The organism is Pseudomonas sp. KBS0707, assembly GCF_005937945.2.
Lineage (GTDB): Bacteria > Pseudomonadota > Gammaproteobacteria > Pseudomonadales > Pseudomonadaceae > Aquipseudomonas > Aquipseudomonas amygdali.
In genome coordinates this window covers 4,078,797-4,104,778 of the sequence record NZ_CP041754.1, presented here as the reverse complement: position 1 = coordinate 4,104,778, position 25,982 = coordinate 4,078,797, and the positions used below count along the sequence as shown (strand labels likewise).

Annotated in this window: 22 protein-coding genes and 4 tRNA genes; 14 read left to right on the top strand and 12 right to left on the bottom strand. The window is 59.6% G+C overall.

Annotation, left to right across the window (positions count from 1 at the left end; genetic code table 11):
• Positions 1–415 precede the first annotated feature (415 nt).
• Positions 416–2,128 carry a DEAD/DEAH box helicase gene (locus FFH21_RS19365; protein WP_011169210.1) on the top strand — a complete coding sequence of 571 codons (1,713 nt, stop codon included), beginning with the start codon at positions 416–418 and terminating at the stop codon, positions 2,126–2,128.
• A gap of 90 nt (positions 2,129–2,218) precedes the next feature.
• Here the strand turns inward: FFH21_RS19365 and FFH21_RS19360 are convergent, their stop codons facing one another.
• The 3 genes from FFH21_RS19360 to FFH21_RS19345 form a co-directional block, all read right to left on the bottom strand.
• A complete protein-coding gene (locus tag FFH21_RS19360; RefSeq protein WP_004665943.1) occupies positions 2,219–2,986 on the bottom strand; it encodes a class III extradiol ring-cleavage dioxygenase in 768 nt (255 codons plus the stop codon).
• A gap of 324 nt (positions 2,987–3,310) precedes the next feature.
• Entirely contained in the window at positions 3,311–4,198 is an 888-nt protein-coding gene (htpX, locus tag FFH21_RS19350; RefSeq protein ID WP_011169209.1) for a protease HtpX, read from the bottom strand.
• Between the two features lie 267 nt (positions 4,199–4,465).
• Positions 4,466–5,677, bottom strand: a complete 1,212-nt coding sequence (locus tag FFH21_RS19345) for a pyridoxal phosphate-dependent aminotransferase (protein ID WP_011169208.1) — start codon at positions 5,675–5,677, stop codon at positions 4,466–4,468.
• Positions 5,678–5,867: 190 nt separating this feature from the next.
• On the opposite strand from FFH21_RS19345, the gene msrB reads away from it, so the two are divergent.
• Together msrB and FFH21_RS19335 are read left to right on the top strand one after the other, a co-directional pair.
• Positions 5,868–6,263 (top strand): peptide-methionine (R)-S-oxide reductase MsrB, encoded by a 396-nt coding sequence (gene msrB / locus FFH21_RS19340; protein WP_002554534.1) that lies wholly within the window; start codon positions 5,868–5,870, stop codon positions 6,261–6,263.
• A gap of 150 nt (positions 6,264–6,413) precedes the next feature.
• Complete coding sequence (locus tag FFH21_RS19335) at positions 6,414–6,899, top strand: glutathione peroxidase (protein ID WP_004665941.1); 486 nt, start codon at positions 6,414–6,416, stop codon at positions 6,897–6,899.
• A gap of 6 nt (positions 6,900–6,905) precedes the next feature.
• Here FFH21_RS19335 and FFH21_RS19330 read toward each other — a convergent pair whose 3' ends face one another.
• Positions 6,906–9,254, bottom strand: coding sequence for an ATP-binding protein (locus FFH21_RS19330; protein WP_005755107.1), 2,349 nt, complete (start codon positions 9,252–9,254; stop codon positions 6,906–6,908).
• 80 nt (positions 9,255–9,334) lie between these two features.
• Here FFH21_RS19330 and FFH21_RS19325 point away from each other — a divergent pair, with 80 nt between their 5' ends.
• Both FFH21_RS19325 and FFH21_RS19320 read left to right on the top strand, forming a co-directional pair.
• Positions 9,335–10,225 carry an ATP-binding protein gene (locus tag FFH21_RS19325; RefSeq protein WP_002554531.1) on the top strand — a complete coding sequence of 297 codons (891 nt, stop codon included), beginning with the start codon at positions 9,335–9,337 and terminating at the stop codon, positions 10,223–10,225.
• Positions 10,222–10,704, top strand: coding sequence for a GAF domain-containing protein (locus FFH21_RS19320; RefSeq protein WP_011169206.1), 483 nt, complete (start codon positions 10,222–10,224; stop codon positions 10,702–10,704). The genes FFH21_RS19325 and FFH21_RS19320 overlap by 4 nt, the downstream gene beginning before the upstream one ends.
• A 54-nt stretch (positions 10,705–10,758) precedes the next feature.
• On the opposite strand, the gene FFH21_RS19315 is transcribed toward FFH21_RS19320, so the two are convergent.
• Entirely contained in the window at positions 10,759–11,517 is a 759-nt protein-coding gene (locus tag FFH21_RS19315; protein WP_041924603.1) for a hypothetical protein, read from the bottom strand.
• 294 nt (positions 11,518–11,811) lie between these two features.
• Here FFH21_RS19315 and FFH21_RS19310 point away from each other — a divergent pair.
• The 4 genes from FFH21_RS19310 (at position 11,812) to FFH21_RS19295 (ending at position 12,221) form a co-directional block, all read left to right on the top strand.
• Positions 11,812–11,887, top strand: a tRNA-Glu gene (locus FFH21_RS19310).
• 2 nt (positions 11,888–11,889) lie between these two features.
• Positions 11,890–11,965: transfer RNA gene (locus FFH21_RS19305), tRNA-Gly, on the top strand.
• Positions 11,966–12,065: 100 nt separating this feature from the next.
• Positions 12,066–12,141, top strand: a tRNA-Glu gene (locus FFH21_RS19300).
• Positions 12,142–12,145: 4 nt separating this feature from the next.
• Positions 12,146–12,221: transfer RNA gene (locus tag FFH21_RS19295), tRNA-Gly, on the top strand.
• 90 nt (positions 12,222–12,311) lie between these two features.
• Here FFH21_RS19295 and FFH21_RS19290 read toward each other — a convergent pair.
• Together FFH21_RS19290 and FFH21_RS19285 are read right to left on the bottom strand one after the other, a co-directional pair.
• Complete coding sequence (locus FFH21_RS19290; protein WP_019742403.1) at positions 12,312–12,668, bottom strand: cupin domain-containing protein; 357 nt, start codon at positions 12,666–12,668, stop codon at positions 12,312–12,314.
• Positions 12,669–12,891: 223 nt separating this feature from the next.
• Positions 12,892–13,614 (bottom strand): pirin family protein, encoded by a 723-nt coding sequence (locus FFH21_RS19285; RefSeq protein WP_011169203.1) that lies wholly within the window; start codon positions 13,612–13,614, stop codon positions 12,892–12,894.
• 188 nt (positions 13,615–13,802) lie between these two features.
• Here FFH21_RS19285 and FFH21_RS19280 point away from each other — a divergent pair, with 188 nt between their 5' ends.
• The 3 genes from FFH21_RS19280 (at position 13,803) to FFH21_RS19270 (ending at position 18,118) form a co-directional block, all read left to right on the top strand.
• Entirely contained in the window at positions 13,803–14,711 is a 909-nt protein-coding gene (locus FFH21_RS19280; protein ID WP_011169202.1) for a LysR family transcriptional regulator, read from the top strand.
• A gap of 115 nt (positions 14,712–14,826) precedes the next feature.
• On the top strand, positions 14,827–15,819 hold the full coding sequence (locus FFH21_RS19275; RefSeq protein WP_011169201.1) for an ABC transporter substrate-binding protein: 993 nt from the start codon (positions 14,827–14,829) through the stop codon (positions 15,817–15,819).
• A 28-nt stretch (positions 15,820–15,847) separates the two neighbouring features.
• Entirely contained in the window at positions 15,848–18,118 is a 2,271-nt protein-coding gene (locus FFH21_RS19270) for a molybdopterin guanine dinucleotide-containing S/N-oxide reductase (RefSeq protein WP_011169200.1), read from the top strand.
• Between the two features lie 7 nt (positions 18,119–18,125).
• Here the strand turns inward: FFH21_RS19270 and FFH21_RS19265 are convergent, their stop codons facing one another.
• From FFH21_RS19265 to FFH21_RS19250, 4 genes are read right to left on the bottom strand one after another with little or no spacing between them, the layout of a single operon-like run.
• Positions 18,126–19,319: an acyl-CoA dehydrogenase family protein gene (locus tag FFH21_RS19265; RefSeq protein WP_004667818.1), complete on the bottom strand. Its 1,194-nt coding sequence runs from the start codon at positions 19,317–19,319 to the stop codon at positions 18,126–18,128.
• 32 nt (positions 19,320–19,351) lie between these two features.
• A complete protein-coding gene (locus tag FFH21_RS19260; protein ID WP_011169199.1) occupies positions 19,352–20,341 on the bottom strand; it encodes an ABC transporter substrate-binding protein in 990 nt (329 codons plus the stop codon).
• A 56-nt stretch (positions 20,342–20,397) separates the two neighbouring features.
• Positions 20,398–21,981, bottom strand: a complete 1,584-nt coding sequence (locus tag FFH21_RS19255; RefSeq protein ID WP_011169198.1) for a rhodanese-related sulfurtransferase — start codon at positions 21,979–21,981, stop codon at positions 20,398–20,400.
• A complete protein-coding gene (locus FFH21_RS19250; protein ID WP_004667815.1) occupies positions 21,978–22,592 on the bottom strand; it encodes a cysteine dioxygenase in 615 nt (204 codons plus the stop codon). The genes FFH21_RS19255 and FFH21_RS19250 overlap by 4 nt, the downstream gene beginning before the upstream one ends.
• A gap of 219 nt (positions 22,593–22,811) precedes the next feature.
• Between FFH21_RS19250 and FFH21_RS19245 the strand changes: the two genes are divergently transcribed.
• Entirely contained in the window at positions 22,812–23,717 is a 906-nt protein-coding gene (locus tag FFH21_RS19245) for a LysR family transcriptional regulator (protein ID WP_004657392.1), read from the top strand.
• A 61-nt stretch (positions 23,718–23,778) separates the two neighbouring features.
• On the opposite strand, the gene FFH21_RS19240 is transcribed toward FFH21_RS19245, so the two are convergent.
• The gene (locus FFH21_RS19240; RefSeq protein ID WP_011169196.1) at positions 23,779–24,867 is read right to left on the bottom strand and encodes an LLM class flavin-dependent oxidoreductase; all 1,089 of its coding nucleotides are present in this window, start codon (positions 24,865–24,867) and stop codon (positions 23,779–23,781) included.
• A gap of 257 nt (positions 24,868–25,124) precedes the next feature.
• Here FFH21_RS19240 and FFH21_RS19235 point away from each other — a divergent pair, with 257 nt between their 5' ends.
• Positions 25,125–25,982, top strand: coding sequence for an ABC transporter permease (locus FFH21_RS19235; protein ID WP_011169195.1), 858 nt, complete (start codon positions 25,125–25,127; stop codon positions 25,980–25,982).

Below are 25,982 nucleotides of genomic sequence, written 5' to 3'. Positions count from 1 at the left end.
CGAGGCATGTGCTGGCTGGTCTGAAATCAGGGGTGAGACAATTCGCCACACCCGCAGGTCGGGATACCGGCCATCCGCAAGAGCAGATTAAACGTTTAAGCGGCAACGCCCGCAATCTCGGGCCCGCGCCCTTGTCGGCCAGCCCTCTGCCCGGACCAAGGGCCTTGGGTTGCTCAAGGATGGCGCAATGTTTCGCAAAAAAAGACTCACTAAGGTGCATATTTCCGGTATAGTGCGCGCCGGCCTTAACAGGGCCCTCGTCAAGGTATTGCAGTACCCTGAAGCCAGCTTCGTTTGCTTGTTCGCACAACGGACTAGCCTGGACGATCCATTCATCAAACGTTTTCGCAAATCCCCGCCGACAAAGCAGCCAGGGTGACCTCAAGGTCGTACACGGCACGCGCAGCTTTGAAGCATGGGTCTTTGCGGATGCACTAGAGGCAGACCCATGACCCAGGAAATCGGCGGCTTCGCCGCTCTCGAACTTCATCCAAATATCGTTGCAGCAGTCGTCGCCACTGGCTACGAAGAGCCTTCGGCCATTCAGCAGCAATCGATCCCGATTATTCTCGCCGGTCACGACATGATTGGTCAGGCGCAAACCGGTACGGGTAAAACCGCCGCGTTCGCACTGCCTATCCTGCATCGTATCGACCCGAGCAAGCGCGAGCCGCAAGCACTGATCCTGGCCCCGACCCGCGAACTGGCACTTCAGGTTGCCACCGCGTTCGAGACCTACGCCAAACAAATGCCGGGCGTGACCGTTGTAGCGGTCTACGGCGGCGCGCCAATGGGCCCGCAGCTCAAGGCCATCCGCAACGGCGCACAAATCGTTGTCGCCACCCCGGGCCGTCTCTGCGACCACCTGCGTCGTGACGAGAAAGTCCTGGCAACCGTGAACCATCTGGTTCTCGATGAAGCGGACGAAATGCTCAAGCTGGGCTTCATGGACGACCTCGAAGTCATCTTCAAGGCCATGCCTGAAACCCGCCAGACCGTGCTGTTCTCGGCAACGCTGCCACAGTCGATCCGTGCCATCGCCGAGCGCCATCTGCGCGATCCGAAGCACGTCAAGATCCAGACCAAGACCCAGACCGTTACCGCGATCGAGCAGGCTCACCTGCTGGTTCACGCTGACCAGAAGACCTCCGCTGTACTGAGCCTGCTGGAAGTCGAAGACTTCGACGCCCTGATCATGTTCGTCCGCACCAAGCAGGCGACCCTGGACCTGGCAAGCGCCCTTGAAGCCAAAGGCTACAAGGCTGCTGCACTGAACGGTGACATCGCTCAGAACCAGCGCGAGCGCGTTATCGATTCCCTCAAGGATGGCCGTCTGGACATCGTTGTAGCGACCGATGTTGCTGCCCGTGGTCTTGACGTTCCGCGTATTACCCACGTATTCAACGTGGACATGCCTTACGATCCAGAGTCCTACGTTCACCGTATCGGCCGTACCGGTCGTGCCGGTCGCGAAGGTCGTGCACTGCTGCTGGTAACTCCTCGCGAGCGCCGTATGCTGCAGGTGATCGAGCGTGTAACCGGTCAGAAGGTTGCTGAAGTCCGCCTGCCGGATGCCCAGGCCGTTCTGGATGCCCGCATCAAGAAACTGACCAACAGCCTGTCGCCACTGGTTGCCGATGCCGAATCGACTCACGGCGATCTGCTGGATCGTCTGACTGCCGACATCGGTTGCAGCCCGCGTGCCCTTGCTGCTGCACTGCTGCGCAAGGCTACCAACGGTCAGGCTCTGACCCTGGCAGCTATCGAGCGCGAGCGCCCGCTGGTTCCGAACAACGCTCCACGCGGTGATCGTCCAGAACGTAGCGGCAGCAGCGATCGCGGTGATCGTCCTGAGCGTGAGCGTCGTGCGCCGGTCCCGCTGGCCGAAGGCCGTGCTCGTTGCCGTACCGCGCTGGGTGCGCGTGATGGTATCGCTGCCAAGAACCTGCTGGGTGCCATCCTCAACGAAGGCGGCCTGGCCCGCGAAGCTATCGGCCGCATCCAGGTGCGTGACAGCTTCAGCCTGGTCGAGCTGCCGGAAGATGGTCTTGAGCGTCTGCTGACCAAGCTCAAGGACACCCGTGTTGCTGGCAAGCAGCTCAAGCTGCGTCGCTATCGCGAAGACTGATCGGCTTCTGAGCTGATAGGTCAATAAAAAATCCCCGACTGGTTCGGGGATTTTTTTGTCTCGAATTCGGGCGGTCGGATCTTTTCGGGATCAATCGAAGCGGTAGATATCCATCCCTAGCGCGCCCATGGTGAAGCCCTGATAGGCAATGCCGAAGACACCGCCTGCACCGCGTGCGAAATACAGCGGCAGCAAATGCTCGTCACTCGGGTGCGCTCGCATCGCGTGGGGGGCGAGACTGCGGTAGTGGTGCAGTGCGGCTTCATCGTCGTTTTGCAGCTTGTCGATCATCCAGTCACGAAACGTCGCAGCCCATGGCTCTGTGCTTCCGGGGCCGGCGTTCCAGTCCAGATCGCGCAGGTTATGCGTGATGCTACCGGAGCCGATAATCAATACACCCTGTGCGCGCAGGCTGGCCAGCGCGCGGCCCACCCGTGTCTGTAGCTCGGGGCCCTGGCGGCTGGGCAGTGAGACCTGCACCACCGGAATATCGGCGTTCGGGTACATCAACGACAAAGGCACCCAGACACCATGGTCGAACGGTCGTCTGCTGTCGATGCGTGCGGGCAGACCGCTGGCGGCCAGCAACTCGACTATCGTGCGGCTCAGCTCAGGCAGACCTGGCGCCGGGTACTGCACCGCAAACAGTTCAGCCGCAAAGCCACCGAAATCATGCCAGGTCTCGGGCTCAGGGTTGGCGTTAACAGTAAGTTCGTGGCTTTCCCAGTGCGCAGACACCACTACGATGGCGCTAGGCCTGGGCAGGCTGGCGGCCAATCGCGTCAGGGCGGGGCCACTCTCGCCGGGCTCCAGCGCGAGCATGGGAGAGCCATGGGAAATAAACAGGCTTGGGAACATTTACAGCTCCAGAATATGGGAATGCCCCATAGTCGGTCATTCTGATGATCTAAATCTAATATAAGTTCTGGCGCTTTTTGATCTAATTTTCAGGAGGTTTCATGCAGGCAGAGTCTTGGCTGCAGCGTTGGAAGGCAGGGTAGATTGGCTTTCATCAGGCGCAGGTCAATCGGGACCTGCGACAGCACGATATTGGTCATTACGCAGCCTTTTACGACCGTGCCGCCTTTCCTGCCGTGCCATGCACTCAGGACCGGACGCAAAGCGTCCATAACGGCGTGCCGACGCAGAGCGCCGGCACGATAGTCATCTCGAAACCCTGAATCACCCGCGGCGGCGCAGCGCCTCGATACGTTGCTCCAGCGGCGGGTGACTCATGAACAGCCCTGCCAGGCCTTTCTTCAGGCCGGCGTTGATGCCGAACGCCGTCAGGCTGTCAGGCATGTTCACCGGTACGCCCTGTTCGGAACGCAGGCGTTGTAGCGCACCGATCATCGCGTCCGTACCGGCCAGTCGAGCCCCTGCGTCGTCAGCGCGGAATTCTCGTTTGCGCGAGAACCACATGACGATGGCGCTGGCCAGAAAGCCCAATACCAGCTCGGCGAAAATCGTCGTGATGTAGTAGGCAATACCCTGACCGTTCTCGCTCTTGAAGATCACCTTGTCGACGAAGTTACCGATGATGCGGGCAAAGAACATCACGAACGTGTTCACCACACCCTGCACCAGCGCCAGTGTGACCATGTCGCCGTTGGCAACGTGGCCGATTTCGTGCGCCAGTACAGCTTTTACCTCATCCGGCGAGAACCGCTCGAGCAGGCCGTGGCTTACCGCAACCAGTGCGTCGTTCTTGTTCCAGCCCGTGGCGAATGCGTTGGCTTCATACGCCGGGAAAATACCGACTTCCGGCATCTTGATACCCGCATCGCGGGACAGTTGTTCAACGGTCTGCAGCAACCATTGCTCATGGCGGGTGCGAGGCTGACTGATGATCTGAGTACCGGTACTCATTTTCGCCATCCACTTGGAGATGAACAGCGAGAACAACGAGCCCGCGAAACCGAACACAGCGCAGAAAACCAGCAGCTGATTGAGGTTCAGATCAACCCCGTTGGCCGCCATGAACCCATTGAAGCCAAAAAGGCTCAGGGTGATGCTGGCAATCAGCACGACCGCAAGGTTAGTGGCCAAAAACAGCAAAATGCGCATCATGGTTGAAACGTTCTCCTCAGGTAAATATGTAACTCGATGCCGGGTATATAAGGTGATGCCCGCTGCTATTCAACAGAGGGACTATTTCAAACTGTGTCCTCTTCACGCAATCGATGGTAATCCCGCAAAGCTGAACGGCGCCTGAGCCAGAGTGGTCGATGCCTGAGGGGGTGAGGGCAGGGCGGTGATGCTGTTTTGGCAGGGCACAAATAAACTGCCCCGAACAGGTCGGGGCAGGGATGCGGCGCGAGAGTGGACGATGTCTGTTTACTGACGATAACCCTTCAGGAAGTTACCGATGCGGCCAATGGCCTGCTCCAGTTCGTCGACACGTGGCAGTGTCACGACGCGGAAGTGATCAGGGTATGGCCAGTTGAACGCGGTGCCCTGAACTACCAGCAGTTTTTCAGAAAGCAGCAGGTCGAGGACGAATTTTTCGTCGTTGAAGATCGGGCACACCTTCGGGTCGATGCGCGGGAATGCATACAGCGCGCCCATCGGCTTGACGCAGCTGACGCCGGGAATATCGTTGAGCAGTTCCCAGGTGCGGTTGCGCTGTTCCAGCAGGCGGCCAGGAGGAAGAATCAAGTCGTTGATACTCTGATAGCCGCCCAGTGCAGTCTGAATGGCGTGCTGGCTCGGTACGTTGGCACACAGGCGCATGTTGGCCAGAATGTCGATGCCTTCGATGTAGCTCTGCGCGTTGTGTTTCGGCCCGGAAATGGCGATCCAGCCGGAACGGAAGCCCGCAACCCGATACGACTTGGACAGACCGTTGAAGGTCAGGCACAGCAGGTCCGGTGCCAGCGAGGCGGTGCAGATGTGCATTGCGTCGTCATAGAGAATCTTGTCGTAGATTTCGTCGGAGAACACCACCAGATTATGCTGGCGAGCCAGCTCCAGCATGCCCAGCAATACCTCGCGGGAATACACTGCGCCGGTCGGGTTATTGGGGTTGATGATCACCATGGCCTTGGTGTTAGGCGTGATTTTGGCCTTGATGTCTTCAAGGTCTGGCCACCAGTTGGCCTGCTCGTCGCACAGATAATGCACCGGGCTGCCACCGGACAAGGCGACAGCAGCGGTCCACAGCGGATAGTCGGGGGCCGGAACCAGCACTTCGTCGCCATTGTTGAGCAGCGCCTGCATCGACATCACGATCAGCTCGGACACGCCGTTGCCCAAGTAGATGTCTTCGATGCCGACGCCTTCGACCTGCTTCTGCTGGTAATACTGCATCACCGCCTTGCGGGCGCTGAACAGGCCCTTGGAGTCGCTGTAGCCCTGCGCAGTCGGCAAGTTGCGGATCACGTCCTGCAGGATTTCGTCCGGCGCCTCGAAGCCAAACGGTGCCGGGTTGCCGATGTTCAGCTTGAGGATGCGATGGCCTTCCTCTTCCAGGCGTTTGGCGTGCTTGAGCACCGGCCCGCGAATGTCGTAGCAGACGTTTGCGAGCTTGTTCGATTTGTTGAACTGCATGGTGATGATCCCGAAAATGGACGAGCTGTTGCCGGCTTGCAATGAAGGTCGCAGCACGTTCGCCATGAAAATGGGTTTGTATGCGACAAACGCGGGTGCCAGACTGACGTCTGACCTGGCGCAATCATACGTGCCACCTGATCTGTGGAAAAGGTACAGATCGGGGTTTTTCGAATTCGGAGGTGTACCTGTGGACAAGTTGCAGAAAACGCTTGAAGAGTGGAAAGAGATGCTCGACCCGGCGCAGTATCAGGTTTGCCGCCTGAAAGGCACCGAGCGGCCGTTTTCCGGTAAGTACAACGAGACAAAGACAGAAGGCGTCTACCACTGCATCTGCTGCAATGAGCCGCTGTTCGATTCCACCACCAAGTTCGATTCGGGCTGCGGCTGGCCCAGCTTTTACGCGCCGCTGGAAGGCAGCGCGGTGGTCGAAGTGCGCGATGTCAGCCACGGCATGATTCGTACCGAAGTGGTCTGTGCCAAATGCGACGCTCACTTGGGTCATGTGTTTCCCGATGGTCCGCCACCGACCGGGTTGCGTTACTGCATCAACTCGGTGTGCCTGGACCTGGTCCCGCGCCAGTAGCCGGGCGATTGCTGTGCCGCTGCACGCAGCGGCTCCGGGCTTATCGACCTGTATCAATACCGAAAATTGGCGTGCGCCGCACGCCGTTGCAGGCTAACGTCAGTGCTCACATTCCGATCCAGCCACCGCCTGGTCTTGAGGCCTCTTTTGATGAGCGAAAACCTGCTGAGTATCCCGGTCACTACGATCAAGGGAGAACAGAAAACCCTCGCCGACTACGCTGGCAAGGCGGTGCTGGTGGTCAATACAGCCAGCAAATGCGGCTTTACCCCGCAATATAAAGGCCTGGAAAAACTCTGGCTGGACTACAAGGATAAAGGGCTGGTAGTGCTGGGCTTCCCTTGCAATCAGTTCGGCAAGCAGGAGCCGGGTGACGAGGGCGCGATTTCCGGGTTTTGCGAACTGAACTATGGGGTCAGCTTCCCGCTGTTCAAGAAGATCGACGTGAACGGCGCTCAGGCCCATCCCTTGTTCGTTCAGCTCAAGCAGCAGGCACCGGGGTTGCTGGGGACCGAGCGAATCAAGTGGAATTTCACCAAGTTCCTGATTGGCAGGAATGGCGCGCTGGTCAAGCGTTTCGCCCCGTTGACCAAGCCCGAGGAACTGACCGGGGAAATCGAAGCGCTGCTGCGCTAAGCCGTTTCAGCGGATATCAGCGATGGGAATCCACTGGTCCAGAATGCCCGCCAGTTCGGCGCGCCGGAATGGCTTGGCCAGGTAGTCGTTCATGCCTGCCGCCTTGCAGCGCTCACGTTCATCGGGCATGGCGTTGGCGGTAAGTGCCACGATCGGCAGGTTTGGCCAGCGGCCGCTGCTGCGGATCTGGCGGCTGGCTTCATAGCCGTCCATGACGGGCATGTTGCAGTCCATCAACACCAGATCAAAGTGGCCTTGCTCCAATTGTTCCAAGGCCTCGCCGCCGTGACTGCTGATGATCACTTCGCACCCCAGCTTGCCAAGTATGCCCTTGGCCACCAGCTGATTGACCGGGTTGTCTTCCACCAACAGTACTCTGGCCATGCGCTGAGCCGTTTGCTCTGGCGCTTTTGTGTCCCTGACGCCTGTCTCTTCCTGACCCAGTACACGCCGCAGCGTGTGGTAAAGCGCGTTGCGCGCCAGTGGTCGAGCCTGCTGTTGCAGCGGGGCAAGGGCTGTAACCTGTTCGCCGGGCATGAAATTGCCATAGGCGGTGACCAGCAGGATCGGCACGGGTGTAGTGGGGCGAATCGCAAACAGGCATTCGGGGCAGTCGGTAATGACCAGGTCCGGGCTGCTGTCGAGGTCCACGTCTTCCGGGCGATCATCAATGCTGCGTCGCTTGAGATCGACCCCCCAGGTTGGCAGCAGGTTGCCAAGCAGCTCCACCAGGCCGCTGCCAGCCGAGCTGACCACAGTGACCCGGCCCCTGAGCGCGGTCTGAGTGACTGCGGACACATGCACCGGCAGCGGCAGCTCGGCGCAGAACTGACTGCCGAAACCGGACTGTGACTGGATACTCAGCGTGCCATTCATGGCCTCGCAGAGATTGTTGGTCAGCGCCAGACCCAGCCCGGTGCCGCCATACTGCCGAGTGATGGCGGTTTCTGCCTGAGTGAACGGCTGGAATATTTTCGCTTGGGCGTCCTGCGCAATCCCGATGCCGGTGTCACGGACTTCGATACGTACCCGGTTTTCTCCGCTGACATCTTTATGGTGAGTCAGACGCACATCCACGCGCCCAAAACGGGTGAACTTGAGTGCGTTGGACAGCAGGTTGCTGACGATCTGCCGCACCCGGGTAGGGTCGCCGGTAACCATGGCCGGAAAGTCCGGCGCAATCAGGCAGGTCAGCTCCACGCTGGGGGCCGCATTCTGTGACAGCAGGTTGGCGGTGTCCTCGATCAACACCCCAAGGTCGAAGGGAATGCGCTCGATCTCCAGATGACCTGCGTCGAACTTGGACATGTCGAGAATATCGTTGAGCAGTTCGACCAGCACCTTGCCGGAGTCGTGGGCGATCATCAGTTGCTGGCGCTGCTCGGCGCTGAGCGGGCTGTCCAGTGACAGCGCCAGCATACCCAGCAGGCCGTTGAGCGGGGTGCGGATTTCGTGGCTCATGTGCGCCAGAAACGCCGAGCGCGCATGGGCCATATCCAGCGCCGTACTGCGCGCTATCTGTAGTTCCTCGTTGGATTCGCGCAGGCGTATGTTGCTGGCCTTGAGCTCATTGGTGCGTGCCGAAACAATGTTTTCCAGCTCGTTGAGATGTTCGGTCAGCCGATCTTCGGCCGCGCGTCGTCTGGAGAACTCGCTGCCCATGGTTTCGAATTGACGATTGAAGGTCGCGACCAATACGCCGATTTCATCCTGCTCATGGTGAGGCGGGCAGGTTATTTTCCCTTGGTCGGGGTTGCGCGGGTCGCGACTGCTCAGTTCGCGGATCACCCTTACCAGCGGCTTGGTCAGGGTGGCGTAGAACAGAATGGTCAGAATGCCGGCCAGCGCCAGGCTGCGCACGAAGCCGTTGAGCAGAGTGATTTCGGCGCGCTGCAGAAAGTGGCTGCCGAAAGCGAAGGTGTCCACGGTCAGGTACAGTGTGCCGATGGTTTCATCGGGCAAATGGTTGAGGTGCAGTTTTTCCTGAAACTGACGGCTTTCACCGAACAGCCAATCGCTGAACACTCGATAGCGCCCTGTCGCCATGGGGCGTTCAACGCTTGCAAGCACGGCGTCATTGTTATCGGTCAGTCTGGCGCTGACCACGGCAGGCGAGCGCAGCAGCCCGAGTGTCAGCTCCTGAGCCAGCTCCGAGTCGATGTTGTAGGCAATGCGCGATGCCGGGTTCTGGATGATTTCCAGCAGTGATTTGATTTCACGATTGATGGACGCGTCTTCGCTGGCATAATCGATTGCAATCTGGAACAGGCTCAGCAAGGTCCCCAGCGCGAAGCCGATCAATACAGCCAGGCGCGCCTGCTTGAACGAAAGCCTGTTTTTGAGCGATATATCCATGAGTACTTACTGCCACTTCTGGTTGGCCAAGCATAGCTGATAGGCACTGCTGACCAATCAGTTAAATATAAGGAGATCCCGTGGATTCTCGGTTGGATGCTTTTCTGCAACGCGCCGATGCCGTGCTGGCCCGGCTGGAACCGCTGTTGCCAGCCGTGCGCGAGCCGGTCGACTGGTCACAGACGCTTGCGGCGCGCTGGGTTCAAGAGGGTCGTAGCGGCTACCTGATGCCGTTGCAGGTGAGCCTGGATACGCGCCTGACCGATCTGATCGGCGTCGACCTGCAGCGCGATCAGTTGGGGCGCAATACACGTCAGTTTATCGATGGCCTGCCTGCCAACCATGCCTTGCTCTGGGGCTCGCGCGGTACCGGCAAGTCGTCCCTGATCCGCGCTCTGCTGGCCGAGCACGCCTCGGCCGGTCTGCGCCTGATCGAGATCGAGCGTGATCATCTGGGCGACTTGCCGCGTGTGGTCGAACAACTGCACAAACTGCCGCAGCGCTTTGTACTGTTCTGCGATGACCTGTCGTTCGAGTCGGGCGAGGGTGATTATCGCGTACTGAAAAGCGTGCTTGACGGCTCGCTGGAGCAGGCACCGGATAACGTATTGCTGTATGCCACCTCCAATCGCCGCCATCTGGTGCCCGAAAAGGAAAGCGACAATGTTGACTGGAAGCACGTCGACGGCGAGTTGCACCCCAGCGAGGCCGTGGAAGACAAGATCGCATTGTCTGACCGCTTCGGCCTGTGGCTGTCGTTCTATCCATTCACTCAGGAGCATTACCTGAACGTGGTCGAGCACTGGATCACGCAACTGGCAGACAAAGCCGGCTTGCAATGGCAGCGCGACGAAAGCCTGGAAAAGGCTGCGATTCGCTGGGCGACCGCGCGTGGCAATCGCAATGGCCGCTGCGCATATCAATTTGCACGTTACTGGGTAGGACTTGAATTGTTGGAGCAACACACATGATCGATTTGCAAAACACCGGTGCCGGCCTCAATGGCTACGGTCTGCTGGCCGCCCAGCTTGAGGCATTGCTGGCCGACGAGCGCGACTCCATCGCCAATGCGGCGCAGTTCTCGGCATTCCTCTATACGCAGATCGACGATCTGAACTGGGCGGGTTTTTACCTCAATCGCAACGAAGAGCTGGTGCTGGGTCCGTTTCAGGGGCAGATTGCGTGCGTGCGCATTCCATTTGGTCGCGGCGTTTGCGGGGCGGCGGCGCAGAGTCGGCAAACCCAGCGTGTTCAGGACGTTCACGAGTTTCCCGGACACATCGCCTGCGACAGCGCATCGAACAGCGAGCTGGTGGTGCCCTTGATCAAGGACGGGCGTCTGATCGGCGTGCTGGACCTGGACAGTCCGAGTGTGGGGCGTTTCAACGAGGTGGATCAGGCGGGGATCGAACGTCTGGCGGCTATCTTTCTGGCATCGACCGACTGTTGAGTCGCTCGACCTGCCGCTGTCCGGAGCACAGGTCCGGCAGCGGCGGGGCAGTCATCAATCGTAGATGACTTTCTTCTTCCATTCGGATTCGGTTTCGTCTGCCTTCAGGCCTTCGGTCAGCGCGTTGTCGTCGTCTTCGGATGGCGCGGTATTGGTCAGTACCATTGAGTTGGCGCGGGCCAGTTGTTTTTCCATCGCCAGCAACTGCTGTTGGTACGTCACCGGGTCCGGCTGGTTGCGCAGATACTGCACGCCGCGTTCGAACGCCAGACGAGCCTGGCCCGGCTGGTCCTGGCTGAGGGCCATCTGACCGAGGTTGTTGAAGAACTCGATGTGCAGCGTGACCAGAATCGTGCGGATTTCGCGGATCCAGTGTTTGGCTTCGCTGGTTTGCAGAAAGCCGTCATGTGCAGCTCGGGTCACCTGACCATGCAGGGCTTCCAGAAGGAAACGCACGTCCTTGGACTTGGCTTCGGTCTGAATCGGCGTGACCGGGTTGGGGATGTCGATGCGTTCGCCTTTGCCGATCTGCTCTTCCAGCTCGCCGATGCGGTGCTTGAGTTGAGCGTTACCCTTGTCCAGGCTGAGCATGCGCTGCACGACGTTCAGTTCCAGACGCGTAAGCAGCAGCTTCAAGGCTGGCGACATCAACTGGCCGGGGAATACTTCGGTGATTTCGCTGCAGCGACGCAAGCGATCACTGAGTTCGACCTTGGTGCGGGCCTTTTCCAGTTTGCCGTTTTCAGCGACGTGATTCAGGTAGCCGATCGCGATGAGCAGAGCGATACCTGCTAATACCATCAGCGTGATCATGAGTGGAGTCACTGTGCAAACCTCATTTGTTCAATTAGTTTTAGTGCGAGTGTAGTGGCTAAGCACTACTGCGCATAGATGTCCCTCCTGGAGTTTGTCGGCATCTCTTCTATATAGATTAGGCAGCTGAACGATTGGCGACAGTCGGTCAGCGTCCGAACGGCATCGAAGTTATTGATTTCAATAAATTTTCACATGGGGGTTGACGACCCCTCAATCCATCCATAGAATGCGCGCCACTTACAGCGTAAAGCACACAGCGTAGCGCAAATAAGTAGTGAATGTTGTACGTGTGTCCCCTTCGTCTAGTGGCCTAGGACACCGCCCTTTCACGGCGGTAACAGGGGTTCGAGTCCCCTAGGGGACGCCATTGCGGGAATAGCTCAGTTGGTAGAGCACGACCTTGCCAAGGTCGGGGTCGCGAGTTCGAGTCTCGTTTCCCGCTCCAATTTTAAGCAGCTTTGCCTCAGGGCAGAGTTGAGTGAAACCAGAACACATCTTCGGATGATGTCTGGAACTGAAACACACACCATTGTGTTTCAGGCAGTGTCCCCTTCGTCTAGTGGCCTAGGACACCGCCCTTTCACGGCGGTAACAGGGGTTCGAGTCCCCTAGGGGACGCCATATTGCGGGAATAGCTCAGTTGGTAGAGCACGACCTTGCCAAGGTCGGGGTCGCGAGTTCGAGTCTCGTTTCCCGCTCCAAATTCACAAAAACGCCGCTCATCAGAGCGGCGTTTTTGTTTGTGCGTTTTGAGCATCTTTATAAAAGATCATCTTTCCCGCATGTCACGCTCAGTCCTGTCTGGATGCCAGTAACTCGTCGAGCTCCGGCATCAGGGTCACGCTCTCCTGCTCGTTGGGATCAGTACGCGCGACCAGAACCGTTGCTTCGCGCTCGTTGCTGCGGTTATAGGGCACATGCGGCATTCCCGCCGGGATATAAAAGAAGTCGCCTTCTTCCACGATGGCATGCTTTTCCAGCGACTCGCCATACCAGCAGCCGGTGGCTTCACTCAGGGCATAGATGGCGGTTTCATGCTCCTGATGTTTGTGAGCCTTGCCCCTGCCTCCAGGGGCAATTGTCAGCAGCTGCATATGGATATGTCGGGCACCTGCACTTTGTGCGGAGATGCCGACCTGATAATCCATACCCTGCTTGCCTTGAGAGGGTTTGGCGGGTTTCAAAAGGACACAATCAAGTTGATCACTGGCCACGGTTTTCTCCTCGCCTGATGCTCGATAGCGCTAACCCACCCGGCCCGCTGCCCGGCAGGGAGTGAATACTATGCCTTGTCGGCGGAGCGTGGCTCAGATGCAGGCGTCGATCAAGTGAAAGAAACGCCATGTCGGTCCCGGTAACGGGCCCGATGCATCAGGGCATTTGTGGCAGTTCATTGGGCCGCATGTCAAAGACCAACACTTCTGCGTCAACGCCTTCGCTCAGGCTAATGACCTGTTCGTTGCGCAAACGCACCCCGTCACCTTCGTCAAGCGGCTGACCATTGAGCACCACACTGCCACGGGCCACATGCACGTAGGCATATCGGTTGGCAGCCAGTTCCAGGGTCGCAGTTTCATTGCCATTGAACAGACCGGCATACACACGAGCGTCCTGACGGACCTTGAGCGCACCGTTCTCGCCTTCTGGCGAAATGATCAGCTGCAAATGACCGCGTTTCTGTTCAGCGCTGAAATGCTCCTGCTGGTAGTTCGGGGTTGAGCCTGCAACATTCGGCACGATCCATATCTGCAGAAAATGCACGCCCTCGGTGTGCGAATGGTTGAACTCGCTGTGCGCCACGCCGCTGCCGGCACTCATCAATTGCACGTCGCCAGGGCGAATCACCGACCCGGTGCCCAGCGTATCCTTGTGCTCCAGCGCACCTTCCAGCACGTAGGAAAAGATTTCCATGTCACGGTGTGGGTGCTGGCCGAAACCTTTGCCCGCAATCACGCGGTCGTCGTTGATCACCAGCAGATCGGAAAAGCCCTGCTCCTGAGGGTTGCGATAACCGGCAAAGGAAAAGGTATGAAAGGATTTCAACCAGCCATGGTTGGCAGCGCCGCGGTCGGAAGCTTTACGAAGAGTCAGCATGATTCTTTCTCCATCCGTCTATCGACGCTGCACATTCAGCAATCGATCAAGTGAGACAAAGGTTACGGCTTATCGACTGTCGCAATAAGTAGCTGGAACATGAATGACTGTCTCGCTGTGGTTGACAGTGCCGGGTGGCACGTTACGCTCTGTCGAACAGCACCCAGCGTTCACTCAGGCCACGACACATGAACCCTTTTGAAGACATGCGGATTTTCTGCCAGGTCATGGAATCCGGCAGCTTCACGGCGGCGTCCGACAAGCTGGGCCTGTCCAAGCAATTTGTCAGTCGGCGCCTGATGCAACTGGAGGAACGGCTGGGCGTACGTTTGCTCAACCGCTCGACGCGACGTCTGGATGTCACGCCGCTGGGGCAGAGTTACTACGAGTCTGCCCTGCGCCTGCTGGCCGAGATCGAACAGGTCGAGCAGGGGATTACCGGGCAGAACAGCGAGCCACGCGGCACCTTGCGCCTGAGTGCGCCGCTGTCGTTTGCCGTTGCGCATCTGGGCTGTCTGCTGCCGCTGTTTTTGCAGCGCTACCGCGACGTGGCGGTGGAGGTGGACCTGAGCGACCGTGCGGTGGACTTGATCAGCGAAGGCTATGACCTGGTGCTGCGTATCGGGGTGCTGGAAGACTCCAGCCTGATCGCCCGGCGCATTGCCTCGATTGATCGGGTCTACTGCGCCAGCCCTGCCTACCTGGCCGAGCGCGGTACGCCGCAAAAACCCGAAGATCTGCACGCTCATGATTGCCTGCCCTATGGCCACAGCCGTCAGGCGCAATGGCGTTTTCAGGTGCAGGGCAAGCCTTTGATATTGAACATCAGCGGGCGGATGCGCGCCAATAATGGCGAGCTGCTGAGAGACACGGCGGTGGCCGGGCTGGGCATCACCTACCTGCCGACGTTCATTGTTGGCGCGGCGCTGCGTGACGGCAGCCTGGTGCGGGTACTATATGACTTGCGGCCCGAGCCCTTGACGCTGTCAGCGGTTTATCCCCAGCACCGTCAGGCCTCACGTCCAGTGCAGGCATTCATCGAATTCCTGCGCGAGCGTCTGGAATCAGGTGTCGAGCTCAATGAACCGCCTGGCTGAGCGCTTCGTCGAACAGGGTTAGATAATTTTTTTGCATCTTAGGCTAGAACAAAAATGAATTTAGCTAATTTTTGTTCGGGTGTTAGGGTCGTTGCCGATCAATTCGATCTGCCCGATGCTTCTGGAGACCCTGCCTGTGCCGACAACTATCATCTGCTGGAGCCAACGCCTGCTGACGGGCCTGGCGCTGGGCCTTGTGGCCACGCTGAACACCCAGGCTGCCGACCTGATTGTCGGTGATCAGAGTTACAGCGCCCGGACCGTGATGGAAGCGGCCGGTGTACTCAAGGATCTGCCCTACGAGCTCGAATGGAAGCAGTTCACCGCAGGCTCCCCGGTCGCCGAAGCGTTGAACGTCGGTAGCCTGGACATCGGTTTGCTGGGCGATTCGCCTGCGCTGTTCATGGGCGCGCTGGGTGCGCCGATCAAGGTCATCGGCGTATCGCGGCAGAACCTCGACGGCGTTGCGATCGTAGTGCGCAAGGATTCGCCGATCAAAACCGTCGCGGATCTGGCCGGCAAGAAAGTCGCCATCTGGAAGGGCTCGTTCAGCCAGCAATTGATGCTCACCGCGCTGGACAAGGCGGGTGTCGCCCGCGATGCCGTGGACTATCGCTACCTTAGTGCACTGGATTCCTCCCACGCGCTGGATGGCGGCTCGGTGGACGCGATTGCGACCTGGGAGCCCTATGTCACTCAACAGGAGCGTCAGGGCGCACGAATCATTGCAACTGCCGACGGCTTGATCCCTGCGCAAAGCTTTATTGTCGCCAACGATCAGGCCATCAAGGACAAGCGCGCGCAGATCAGCGATTTCCTGCAGCGCCTGCAAGCCGCGCGCGCCTGGTCGGTCAGCGACCCGCAGCACAATGAAATCTACGCCAACGCCTGGGCTGCGCTGACCAAAGCCGATGCACAAGTAGCGCGCCGCTGGTTTTCCCGCGCCCAGGTCGTGGTGGTGCCGATCACCCCGCAAGTGGTGGCAGGCGCACAGCAGACTATCGATTTTTTCAACCACGCCGGGCTGACCAAACGCTATCCTGCTGCCAGCGTGTTTGACGAGTCGTTCAATGCGGCGCTGGACAGCCAGACGCAGGTTGCCCGCTGAACGACTGCCTTGTCCTGGAGCCTTCACCATGAGTTTTACGTCATTGCATTGGGGTGTTTATCGCCCGCAGGTCGAGGAAGGCAAGTTGAAAGCCCTGCTGCCTGGGGAGTGGGACAAGGACCCTTCACCGATTGGCGATTCGGTTGCCGATGCCATTACCTCGCCCACACGCGTCATGCGCCCGGCGATACGTCGCAGTTTTCTTCAGCAAGCCGGCGGGCGACCCGATCTGCGTGGGCAGGAGCCGTTCGTCGAGGTCTCCTGGGAGGTGGCGCTGGATCTGGTCGCCAGTGAGTTGCAGCGCGTCAGACGCGAGTATGGCAATCAGGCAATTTTTGGCGGCAGCTACGGCTGGGGCAGCGCGGGGCGTTTTCATCACGCACAAAGCCAGCTGCATCGCTTCCTCAACTGCATCGGCGGTTATGTATTCAGTACCGACAGCTACAGCCTGGGGGCCGGGCGGGTGCTGATGCCGCACATTGTCGGCAACATGGACTGGCTGCTGGCGGCGCATACGTCCTGGAAAAACCTCGCCGAGCACTGCGAGCTGTTCGTCGCCTTCGGGGGATTGCCCGCCAAGAATGCGCAGACCAGCCCCGGTGGTGCCAGTGACCATCTGCTGGCCGACGCGTTGCAACGCATGTCCGACGCCGGAGTGGAGTTCGTCAACGTCAGCCCGCTGCGTGATGACCTGGCTGGCCCGACACATAACCAATGGCTGGCCGTACGCCCCGGCAGCGATACGGCGTTGATGATGGCGCTTGCCTGGGTATTGATCAGCGAAGGGCTGCACAACGAAGATTTCGTTCAGCGCTACACCGTGGGTTATGCGCGTTTTCGCGATTATCTGCTGGGTCACGTCGACGGCCAGCCTAAGGACCCGCAGTGGGCCGCTGCATTGACCGATATCCCCGCGCAGCAGATTGTCGACCTGGCGCGGCGCATGGCCAGCAAACGCACCATGATCAACGTCGCTTATTCATTGCAGCGTTCTATACACGGTGAGCAACCGTTCTGGATGACCGTCACCCTGGCGGCGTTGTTGGGGCAGATCGGTTTGCCCGGTGGCGGCTTTGGCCTGGGTTATGGCTGCATGAACAACACCGGCAGCGGCCGCAAGGCGTTCTCCGGGCCGCGCTTTTCCCAAGGCAGTAATCCGGTCAAGGACTTCATTCCGGTTGCGCGGGTGACAGATATGTTGCTCAACCCCGGCACACCCTTCGATTACAACGGGCAGCAGCAGACTTACCCGGATATTCGCCTGGTGTACTGGGCGGGTGGCAATATCTTTCACCACCATCAAGACCTCAATCGGCTGCTGGAGGCGTGGCAGCGGCCGCAAACCATCATCGTTCACGAGCAGTTCTGGACCGCTCAGGCGCGCTATGCCGACATCGTGCTGCCAGCCACCACGGCGCTGGAACGCAATGACATCGGCAGCTCGGCGTCCGATCGTTTCATGATTGCGATGCAGCAGGCCATCGCGCCGGTGGGCGAGTCTCGTGATGACTATTCGATTCTGGCCGGGCTGGCCGAGCGGCTGGGTGTGGCGCAGGCGTTTACCGAAGGTCGTGATGCCCAGGCCTGGCTGTATTTTATTTACGATGAGTCTCGGCAGCGCGCTGAAACCTTTGGTATTACCCTGCCGGATTTCGAACAGTTCTGGCGTGACGGATTACTGGAAATAGACTATCCCCAGACCGATAACGTACTGCTCAAGTCCTTTCGCGATGACCCTGACGCGCATCCACTGCCGACGCCGTCCGGGCGTATCGAAATTTTCTCCGAGCGCATCGCAGGCTTCGCTTATGCGGACTGTCCTGGCCATCCGGTATGGCTGGATAAACCTGCGCCTACCCACGCGCTGCACCTGCTGTCCAATCAACCCAAAACCCGCCTGCACAGTCAGTACGACCACGGCAGCTACAGCCGTTCCTCGAAAATTCAGGCACGCGAGCCGCTGACCCTGAACCCGCTGGATGCGCAAATGCGCGGGTTGGTCGATGGTGATGTGGCCAAGGTCTTCAATGAGCGGGGGGCGTTTCTGGCCGGCGTAATCGTATCGGACAGTATTCGACCCGGCGTGGTGCAGATTGCCACCGGTGCCTGGTTCGATCCATTGGTGCATGGCGAGCCGGGCAGCCTGGAAAAGCACGGCAACCCTAATGTGATCACCCAGGACATCGGTGCTTCCAGCCTGTCGCAAGGGTGTGCGGCGCAGACCGCGTCGGTGGACATCGTCAAATGGGATCAGGCACTGCCGCCGGTGACGGCGTTCGAGCCGCCGTCACTGCTCTGAGTGCGTTTTACTGCTCTTTATTACGTGCCGCAAAAACCGCCTTGCCCACACCCGCCAATACCGCGTCGTTCTGCGGCGTATGCACCCGGCCGCACAGCACGTTGCGGTAATGGCGCTGCAGCGGGTTGCTGCGTGACAGTCCTGGATTCCCTGAGGCCTCGATGGCCAGTTCCACCGCACGGATAGCGTTGCCGGTCACCAGGTATTTGATCTGTGCAGCATGCTGTGCGGGCGTGTGGCCCTGGGCCGCGGACTGCAGCAGGCTCTGGTTGGCGAACAGCAAGGTGTCGATCTGCCCGACGGTTTCCTGAAAGCGCGGCAGGGTCGACAGCGTAGCCCCGAGGTTGGACGGCTTGCGCTGTTCCAGCCAGTGCACCAGCCAGTCGCGGGCGGAGTGGGCGATGCCGTCGTAGACCGACGACAGCAGCACCGACATCCACAGCATGCCCGACCCATCAAGTTCGGATTGCGGGGCGCTCCACGGGCTGACGCTGACGGCATGATCGAGCGGCACCAGCACGTCGTCGAAGCGGACTTCGTGGCTGCTGGTGGCGCGCATGCCCAAGTGGTCCCAGTCCTCGATGATCCTGATGCCCGGCGTGTCCTTGTGGACCAGCCAGCTGCCCACCAGCGGGTCATCGTCGTCGCTGCGCGCCCATACGGCGAACCAGGTCAGGCCATGACTGCCGGTTGAGTAGATCTTGCTGCCGCTGATGCGCCAGCCGTCGGCGCTGCGGCGGGCGACGGTACCCGGCAGGCCGCCACGCGCAGGGGTGCCCAGGTCAGGCTCGACGCGCAGGGCGTTGATCAGCGCACCTTCGCGTACCGCCTCTTCGGCAACTTGTACACGTAGATGGCTGGGCCAGTTACGGTTCTCTTGCAGCCTTGAATGCTGCAGGTATTGCATGACCAGAATCAGCGCCGTCGACGGTTCGCCCTTGGCTACTGCGCTGACTACTTGCTGCGCGCGCGGCAGATCGGCACCGCCGCCGCCCAGTTCAGCCGGTACGGTCAGACCGAGCAGGCCGTGGGTGTGCAGTAACTGAAAGTTGGCATGCGGGAACTGGGCGCTGATGTCGTACTGCTCGGCAGTTTCAGCCAGTGTGGCGGTCAGCGTAGCCAGTCGTTCGCTGAAGTCTTCGGCCGACTCGGCTGCCGGATAATGCTGGCGCGGGGTAGGGCGCAGGGTCGAGAGTGTCATGCGGGGTCCTTTTCGCAGCGGTTAGGCAGCGGTCATTGCGTGGCGGCCTGAGCGATCTGCGCGCGTGAGGCGTTGAAGCTCTTGTCGAAGCCGGTTGAAACGTCGATTTTTTTAGTCAGGATGCCTTCAGCCAAATAGGTGTCCGCGGTGTTCTGCAGTCCCTGAACGATCTGATCATCAATCGGCGTACGTTGCATTTTCGTCGCTTTGGCCACCGCCAGATGCACCGCCAGCGGCAGGCCGGTGACTTTCGCCTGAGCGGCCGCGTACTCTTCGAGATGAGCATTGGACCAGTTGAAGGCGCGCTCCACGCGGGCTACAAAATCATCCAGTTGGGCACGTTTGCCTTCAATGGCCTTGCTGGTGGCGGCGAGGTAGAGGTGATTGCTCAGCAACTCGCTGCCACTGACCAGCACACGAGCGTCGCTTTGCGCGATGGAAATCGTTGTGTAAGGGTCCCAGGTCGCCCAGGCATCGGCATCTCCGCTGTCCAGCAACAGACGCGATTCGCTGGGCAGCAGGTTGATGAAGGTGACGTCACTGGTTTTCAGCCCGGCTTCATGCAAGGCTCGGATCGCCAGATAGTGGCCGATGGAGCCGCGCCCGGTGACGATGCGCTTGCCCTTGAGGTCGGCAACGGTCTTGATCGGCGAGTCCTTCGAGACCAGCACCGCCGTGGTGAAGCGGCCCTGCGCATGGGTAATGCTGACCACTTTCAAGGGCGCACCCGCGCCCAGCGCGAACACATAGGGCGCATCACCCAGCGCACCGATATCCACAGCGCCAGCGTTCAATGCCTCTCCCAGAGGGGCCGCCGAGGGGAACTCGGAAAACTGGATCTCGTAAGGCACGTCCTTGAGTTCGCCGGAGACCTGCAACAGTATTTTCAGCAGCGACTTCTGATTGGCGACCAACAGCGGAGCCTGCTCGGCAGCGACCACTTGCTGGCCTGCCAGCACACTGAGCAACGCGCCCAGCAGCAGGCTTTTGAGCGGTAGAGGTGATTTGAAAAAAGGCAGCATTGAGGTGTTTCTCCATTGAGTTGATCGGTCGGCCAGACACTTATCGTTCCTCACGCTCAAATCACGTAAAACCCGTGCGTCCCGTCCCGGCCCAATTGCTCCACCAGGCCAGACTCCCAGTCCAGGTAGGCCTGCATGGCTTCGCGCGGCGCATCGGTGCCTTCGTACGGGCGGCGATAGCGATCGATGCGTGGCGAGGCCAGTCGGCTTTCGCCATGCTCCAACGGCAGGCCAGCCTTGATCCAGCTGGCGGTGCCGCCATCGAGCAAAAACACCGGCTTGTCGGTCAGCGCTTCGACGTCGGCCACGGCAAAGCGCGCCAGACGGCTGCTGCCACAGGTCAATACGTAGCGGTCGGCGGCAGGTATTTTTTCCAGCGCCTGTTTGAGGTCGGCGCGCAAGGTCCACCAGGCACCGGGAATGTGCTGTTTGACGTAATTGGCGCTGGCGGTGAAATCCAGCACCGCCACCTTGACCTGTGTCTGCCATTGAACAAGCGTCTCGACGCTGATCGCTTCCACTTGCGGTGGCGCAGGGAACGGCGCATCCCAGTCACCCGTTTCGCTGAAGTCTGCTGCATGCAGATCATCGAGCACCCACACGTCCCAGCCCAGTTGCGCCAGCCAGGAAGCCGACATGTTGGCGCGCACGCCGTCGTCGTCCACCAAGGCTATTCGTGCGCCGCGTACGCTGGCGAAGTGATCGGTTTCCTGCACCAGTTGCCCGCCCGGTGTGGAGCGCGCACCGGGCAGATGGCCTTTGGCAAACTCTTCCGGTGTGCGCACATCGAACAGGTACGTGGTGCGCGAAGTCTCGGCTTGCCAGCGTTGCAGGTCAGCGCGGCTGGCGCGTTTGACCTTGGCGCGATCAGCCACCTTACGCGCATCGGCACTGGCGGTTTCGCGGGTTTCCTCACTGACTGCTGCAAAACGCCGGCTTTGACCATGATCCAGCGTCTGACCGGCCAGTAACCAGCCAATCGTGCCATTGCGCAGCGCATTGATCTGATTGGGCAGGCCCGCGTTGACCAGTGACTGAGTGCCGATGATGCTGCGCGTGCGACCGGCGCAATTGACGATGATTCGGATGTTCGGATCAGGTGCCAGCTCCCGTGCCCGCAGCAGCAGTTCCGCGCCCGGTACGCTGATGCCGCCGGGGATGCTCATGGTCTGGTACTCGTCGTAGCGCCGGGCATCGAGCACCACTACATCGGCGTTGTTGTCGAGCAGGGCCTTGACCTCTTCAGCCGCCAGAGACGGGGTAGCGCGATGGTGTTCCACCAGTTCGCCAAACGCCTTGCTCGGCACATTTACATCAATGAACAACTCGCCGCCAGCCTCACGCCAGCCTTGCAGGCCGCCCTCGAGCAGTCTCACATCGCTGTAGCCCAGCGCCTGTAAACGTTGCAGCGCAACCTGCGCCAGGCCCTCGCCATCGTCGTACAGGGTTATGGCTGTGTCGCGTCGCGGGATGCGCGGGAACACCTCCAGCTCCAGCTTCGACAACGGGATGTTCACCGCAAACAGAGGATGGGCCTGGGCAAAGGGTGCTTCTTCGCGGACGTCTACCAAGGCCAGTTCCTGGCGGTCCAGCAATGCCTGACGAACGTCGGCGAATGATCGGGTGGCGGGGGTGGTCATCGGGCGGGGCTCCCTGTCGGCTGATCCTGAGTGGCGTGGGTGATGGCTGCGGCATTCGAATAGCCGGAGATGAACAGTTTTTCTGTGCCGTCCAGGTCGTAGACCGCACGTTTCACGGTGCCAATATCGGCGCCGTAAACGTGGATGCTGATCGACACTTGATCGTTGAAAGCATTGCTGACCTGATGCACATCGTTGCTTTTCGGTGACAGCGCTTCGACTTGGCCGGGTTGCAGGCGAATTGCCGGGCCGCTGGTTTCCAGGCGTCCTTGCGCGTTGCGGGTATAGCCCTGTGAATGCTCGGCACCGCGCAGCATGCCGATCAGGCCCCAGACGCGATGGTCATGAATCGGCGTGCGTTGCCCCGGCCCCCAGACAAAACTGACCACTGAAAAGCGCTGCTGCGGGTCGGCATGCAGCAGAAATTGCTGATAACGGTCGGGGTCGGGTACGGCAAATTCTTCTGCCAACCAGTCATCGTGGCTGACCAGTTGCGCCAGCAGCTTGCCGCCGCGACGCAACAGATCGCCTTCGTGCGGCTCGCTGCCAATCAGCTCGCCCAGCGCGTCGATAAAGGCCCCGAGTCGTTCCGGGTGTAGGTTCTGAGTCATGTCCATTTCCAGATCAGGGTCAGGGAATGGTTTGATATAAGCATAATATGGATATTTAATATGCTATTTTTTAATGATTAGGTTATAACGAAAACGTCTTTTACTTCCGTGCTGCAATGCGTGAAATCTAGCGTCGGTCTGTTGGACGGGCTATGAATGGACGTCTGCCGGGACTATTCTTTTTGCCTGTGTTTCTTCTCTTCTTTATGTGCGGTCCGAATGAAAATTGATGATATCGATGCGTTCGTTGCAGTCATCCGCTGTCAGTCGATCAGCCATGCCGCTGAATCGCTGGATCTGACCCAGCCGGCGATTACTCGCCGGGTGCAGAATTTCGAGCAGGCCCTTGGGGTCGAGCTGTTCGATCGTAATACCAAGCCGCTCAAGCCAACGCCGATGGGCATCCAGGTGTACCAGAAGTGCCTGGCAATCCTGCGCGAGATGGATGCGTTGCGCGAGCTGGTGGCCAGCGACACGCCGCCCAGCGGCCTATTGCGTCTGGGTGTGCCGCAAACCATCGGTGACGTGGTGCTGCTCGATGCGCTCAAGCAGCTACGCGGAGAATTCCCGGATTTGCGCGCCCAGGTCAGCACCGGCTGGGGCAGTCACCTGATCGGCAAGATCGAAAACGGTGAGCTGGATGCTGCGGCAGCGCTGTTCCCTGCTGGCAAGATATTTCCGGACAACATCGTCGGTCAGTCCATCGGCAAGATGGAACTGGTGGTGGTCTGCGCCAAGGGGCTGGTGCCGAAAAAGCCCGGCAAGCTGGCGGATTGCTACGAGCAGGGCTGGGTACTCAACCCCGACGGCTGCGGTTTTCGCGCAGGTTTGCAGCGTACGCTGACCGATCAGGGGCTGAGCATGAAGGTCAATCTGGAAACCTTCGGCACCGAGCTGCAACTGGGGCTGGTAGCCGATGGCATGGGGTTGGGTCTGGTGCCAAGGCCGTTGCTGGAGCGCAGCGCTCACCGCGAGCAACTGGTGGTGCTACCGCTCAAGGACTTCAAACCGGTGATGGACCTGTGGCTGTTCTACCCACGTTTCCTGGGCAATCTGCAAGCACCGGTCGAGGCTTTTGGCGCGCTGGTGGCGCGCTCCCTCAAGCCGGTTTCAGCAGCCGCCTGAAAACGTCATTGCGGGCGGGCAGTCTTCAGTCAGAAGCCTCGCCCGCCCGCATGGCGTTGAATCAGGCTACTTGTTCGCGAGCCTGCCGTTCACGCTGAGCCACCAGTGCGCGGGTCAGCGGGATCAGCTTCTTGCCATAATCGATAGCATCTTCCAGCGGGTCGAAGCCGCGAATCAGGAAGGTGGTAATCCCCAGGTCGTAATAGTCCAGCAGCGCTTCGGCGACCTGTTCCGGGGTGCCGACCAGCGACGTGGAATTGCCCTGCGCGCCGAGCAGGCCAGCGATGCCCGTCCACAGGCGCTTGTCCAGACGTGAACCTTGTGCCGCTGCGGCCAGCAGGCGACGCGACCCTTCGTTGGGTGGTTCGCGACGGACAAAGCCGTTGCGGTCTGCCAATGCCTTGGCTTTTTCCAGAATGCTGTCGGCGCGTGCCCAGGCTTGTTCTTCGGTGTCGGCCAGAATCGGGCGCAACGACAGGCTGAAACGAATGGTCCGGCCATGTTTGGCGGCTTCGGCGCGCACCTGTTTGACCACATCGCGTACCTGTTCGTACGTCTCGCCCCACAAGGCATAGACGTCGGCATGCTTGCCGGCCACCGCAATCGCCGCTGCCGAAGAACCGCCAAAGTACAGCGGGATGTGTGGCTGCTGCGGGGACTTGACCAGCGAGTGCGCGCCCTCGAACTGGTAGTAAGTGCCCTGATGGTCAAAGGGCTTGTCGCTGGTCCATTCCTGACGCACCACGCTGAGGTATTCATCGCTGCGCGCGTAGCGTTCGTCCTTGCCGATGTGGCTGCCGTCGGCGCGCAGCTCCTTGTCGTCGCCACCGTTAATGATATGCACCGCAGTGCGCCCGCCATTGAACACGTCCAGCGTCGCAAATTGCCGGGCTGCCACGGTGGGGGAGATGAAACCGGGACGATGCGCGACAAGAAACTTCAATGTGCTGGTCACGCTGGCGGCATGCGCGGCCACCAGTGTGCTATCCGGGCTGTTGGAGTGGTACGCGATCAGCGCACGATCAAAACCTGCGTCTTCATGAGCCTTGGCCACTGTCTTCACGTAGTCGGGCTGGATGGTCGCGCCGCTGCGCGGGTGGATTTCAGAACCGGGTTGCGTGGCGATATAGCCAATGAATTCGATGCTCATGAAAACTCCTGCCAATGGTTGAGGTCCGTTCGACCTTGTCGAGAAGCACCATAAAGGCAAGCAGACAGGGCTGTGAAATTCGATTTTGGTCTAAGTTAATTATAAAAAATATGCATTATAAGTTTTGGCGGTAATCAAATATTTTAACTATTAGCTTAGAGCTAAATAGAATTTCACTCGGCTTTCTTATGCTCTTAGCATGGTGTTCATACTGCGTCGGGTGCTTCATGCCCGATTTGCCCAGAAAGGATGCGCCCATGTCTGACACAACGCTCAACCCCGCCGACTCCGGTTTTCTGCTGGTCAACAAGCCTGAACAGCGTCGTGCCTCTGAACAGCATCGCCAGCGTCGGCAAGTGCCGGGCTCTGTTTTGCGTCTGCTCAGCCCGCTGGCGCTGTTGCTGCTCTGGGAACTGGCCTCACAAACCGGTCTGTTGCCCAGCCGAGTGATCGCCGCACCGTCGCAGATCGGCGGTACGCTATGGTCGATGATTGTTTCAGGCGAACTGGCCGTGCACCTGTGGGTATCGCTGCAGCGCGCATTGCTGGGCTTGAGCATCGGCGTCAGTATTGGTGTGGTCGCTGCATTGATAACCGGGCTTTCCCGGCGCGGCGAAATCGCCCTCGACTCGCCGATGCAAATGCTGCGCACCATTCCGTCGCTGGCACTGGTGCCGCTGTTCATCCTCTGGTTCGGCATTGGTGAATTCACCAAAGTGGCGCTGATCGTGATGGGCACCACCTTTCCGGTGTACCTGAACCTGTTTTCCGGCATCCGCAACATCGACCCGAAACTGATCAAGGCCGCCAACACCTTGGGGCTGAGCCGTCGCGAGCTGATCTGGCACGTGATTCTGCCCGGTTCGCTGCCTTCTTTTTTTGTCGGGCTGCGCTATTCACTGGGTATCTCCTGGCTGGCGCTGGTGTTTGTCGAACAAATCAACACCACCGCGGGAATCGGCTTTCTGGCCAGCGATGCCCGCGACTTCATGCGCACTGATGTGATCGTTATCTGCCTGTTGATCTATAGCGTCCTGGGCCTGGTGATCGACGGCATCATTCGCACGCTGGAGCGCTATGCGCTGGCCTGGCGACCGACCTTCGTGAGGAATTGA

Excerpts from the sequence above, each read along its gene's own strand:
- FFH21_RS19365 (WP_011169210.1), top strand. The coding sequence starts at position 416 with ATGGGTCTTTGCGGATGCACTAGAGGCAGACCCATGACCCAGGAAATC.
- FFH21_RS19345 (WP_011169208.1), bottom strand. The coding sequence starts at position 5,677 with ATGCAGTTCAACAAATCGAACAAGCTCGCAAACGTCTGCTACGACATT.
- FFH21_RS19360 (WP_004665943.1), bottom strand. The coding sequence starts at position 2,986 with ATGTTCCCAAGCCTGTTTATTTCCCATGGCTCTCCCATGCTCGCGCTG.
- FFH21_RS19290 (WP_019742403.1), bottom strand. The coding sequence starts at position 12,668 with ATGGATTATCAGGTCGGCATCTCCGCACAAAGTGCAGGTGCCCGACAT.
- FFH21_RS19315 (WP_041924603.1), bottom strand. The coding sequence starts at position 11,517 with ATGATCACGCTGATGGTATTAGCAGGTATCGCTCTGCTCATCGCGATC.
- htpX (WP_011169209.1), bottom strand. The coding sequence starts at position 4,198 with ATGATGCGCATTTTGCTGTTTTTGGCCACTAACCTTGCGGTCGTGCTG.
- FFH21_RS19320 (WP_011169206.1), top strand. The coding sequence starts at position 10,222 with ATGATCGATTTGCAAAACACCGGTGCCGGCCTCAATGGCTACGGTCTG.
- FFH21_RS19330 (WP_005755107.1), bottom strand. The coding sequence starts at position 9,254 with ATGGATATATCGCTCAAAAACAGGCTTTCGTTCAAGCAGGCGCGCCTG.
- FFH21_RS19255 (WP_011169198.1), bottom strand. The coding sequence starts at position 21,981 with ATGACCACCCCCGCCACCCGATCATTCGCCGACGTTCGTCAGGCATTG.
- FFH21_RS19275 (WP_011169201.1), top strand. The coding sequence starts at position 14,827 with ATGCTTCTGGAGACCCTGCCTGTGCCGACAACTATCATCTGCTGGAGC.
- FFH21_RS19260 (WP_011169199.1), bottom strand. The coding sequence starts at position 20,341 with ATGCTGCCTTTTTTCAAATCACCTCTACCGCTCAAAAGCCTGCTGCTG.
- FFH21_RS19270 (WP_011169200.1), top strand. The coding sequence starts at position 15,848 with ATGAGTTTTACGTCATTGCATTGGGGTGTTTATCGCCCGCAGGTCGAG.
- FFH21_RS19280 (WP_011169202.1), top strand. The coding sequence starts at position 13,803 with ATGAACCCTTTTGAAGACATGCGGATTTTCTGCCAGGTCATGGAATCC.
- FFH21_RS19265 (WP_004667818.1), bottom strand. The coding sequence starts at position 19,319 with ATGACACTCTCGACCCTGCGCCCTACCCCGCGCCAGCATTATCCGGCA.
- FFH21_RS19335 (WP_004665941.1), top strand. The coding sequence starts at position 6,414 with ATGAGCGAAAACCTGCTGAGTATCCCGGTCACTACGATCAAGGGAGAA.
- FFH21_RS19285 (WP_011169203.1), bottom strand. The coding sequence starts at position 13,614 with ATGCTGACTCTTCGTAAAGCTTCCGACCGCGGCGCTGCCAACCATGGC.
- FFH21_RS19245 (WP_004657392.1), top strand. The coding sequence starts at position 22,812 with ATGAAAATTGATGATATCGATGCGTTCGTTGCAGTCATCCGCTGTCAG.
- FFH21_RS19240 (WP_011169196.1), bottom strand. The coding sequence starts at position 24,867 with ATGAGCATCGAATTCATTGGCTATATCGCCACGCAACCCGGTTCTGAA.
- FFH21_RS19235 (WP_011169195.1), top strand. The coding sequence starts at position 25,125 with ATGTCTGACACAACGCTCAACCCCGCCGACTCCGGTTTTCTGCTGGTC.
- FFH21_RS19250 (WP_004667815.1), bottom strand. The coding sequence starts at position 22,592 with ATGACTCAGAACCTACACCCGGAACGACTCGGGGCCTTTATCGACGCG.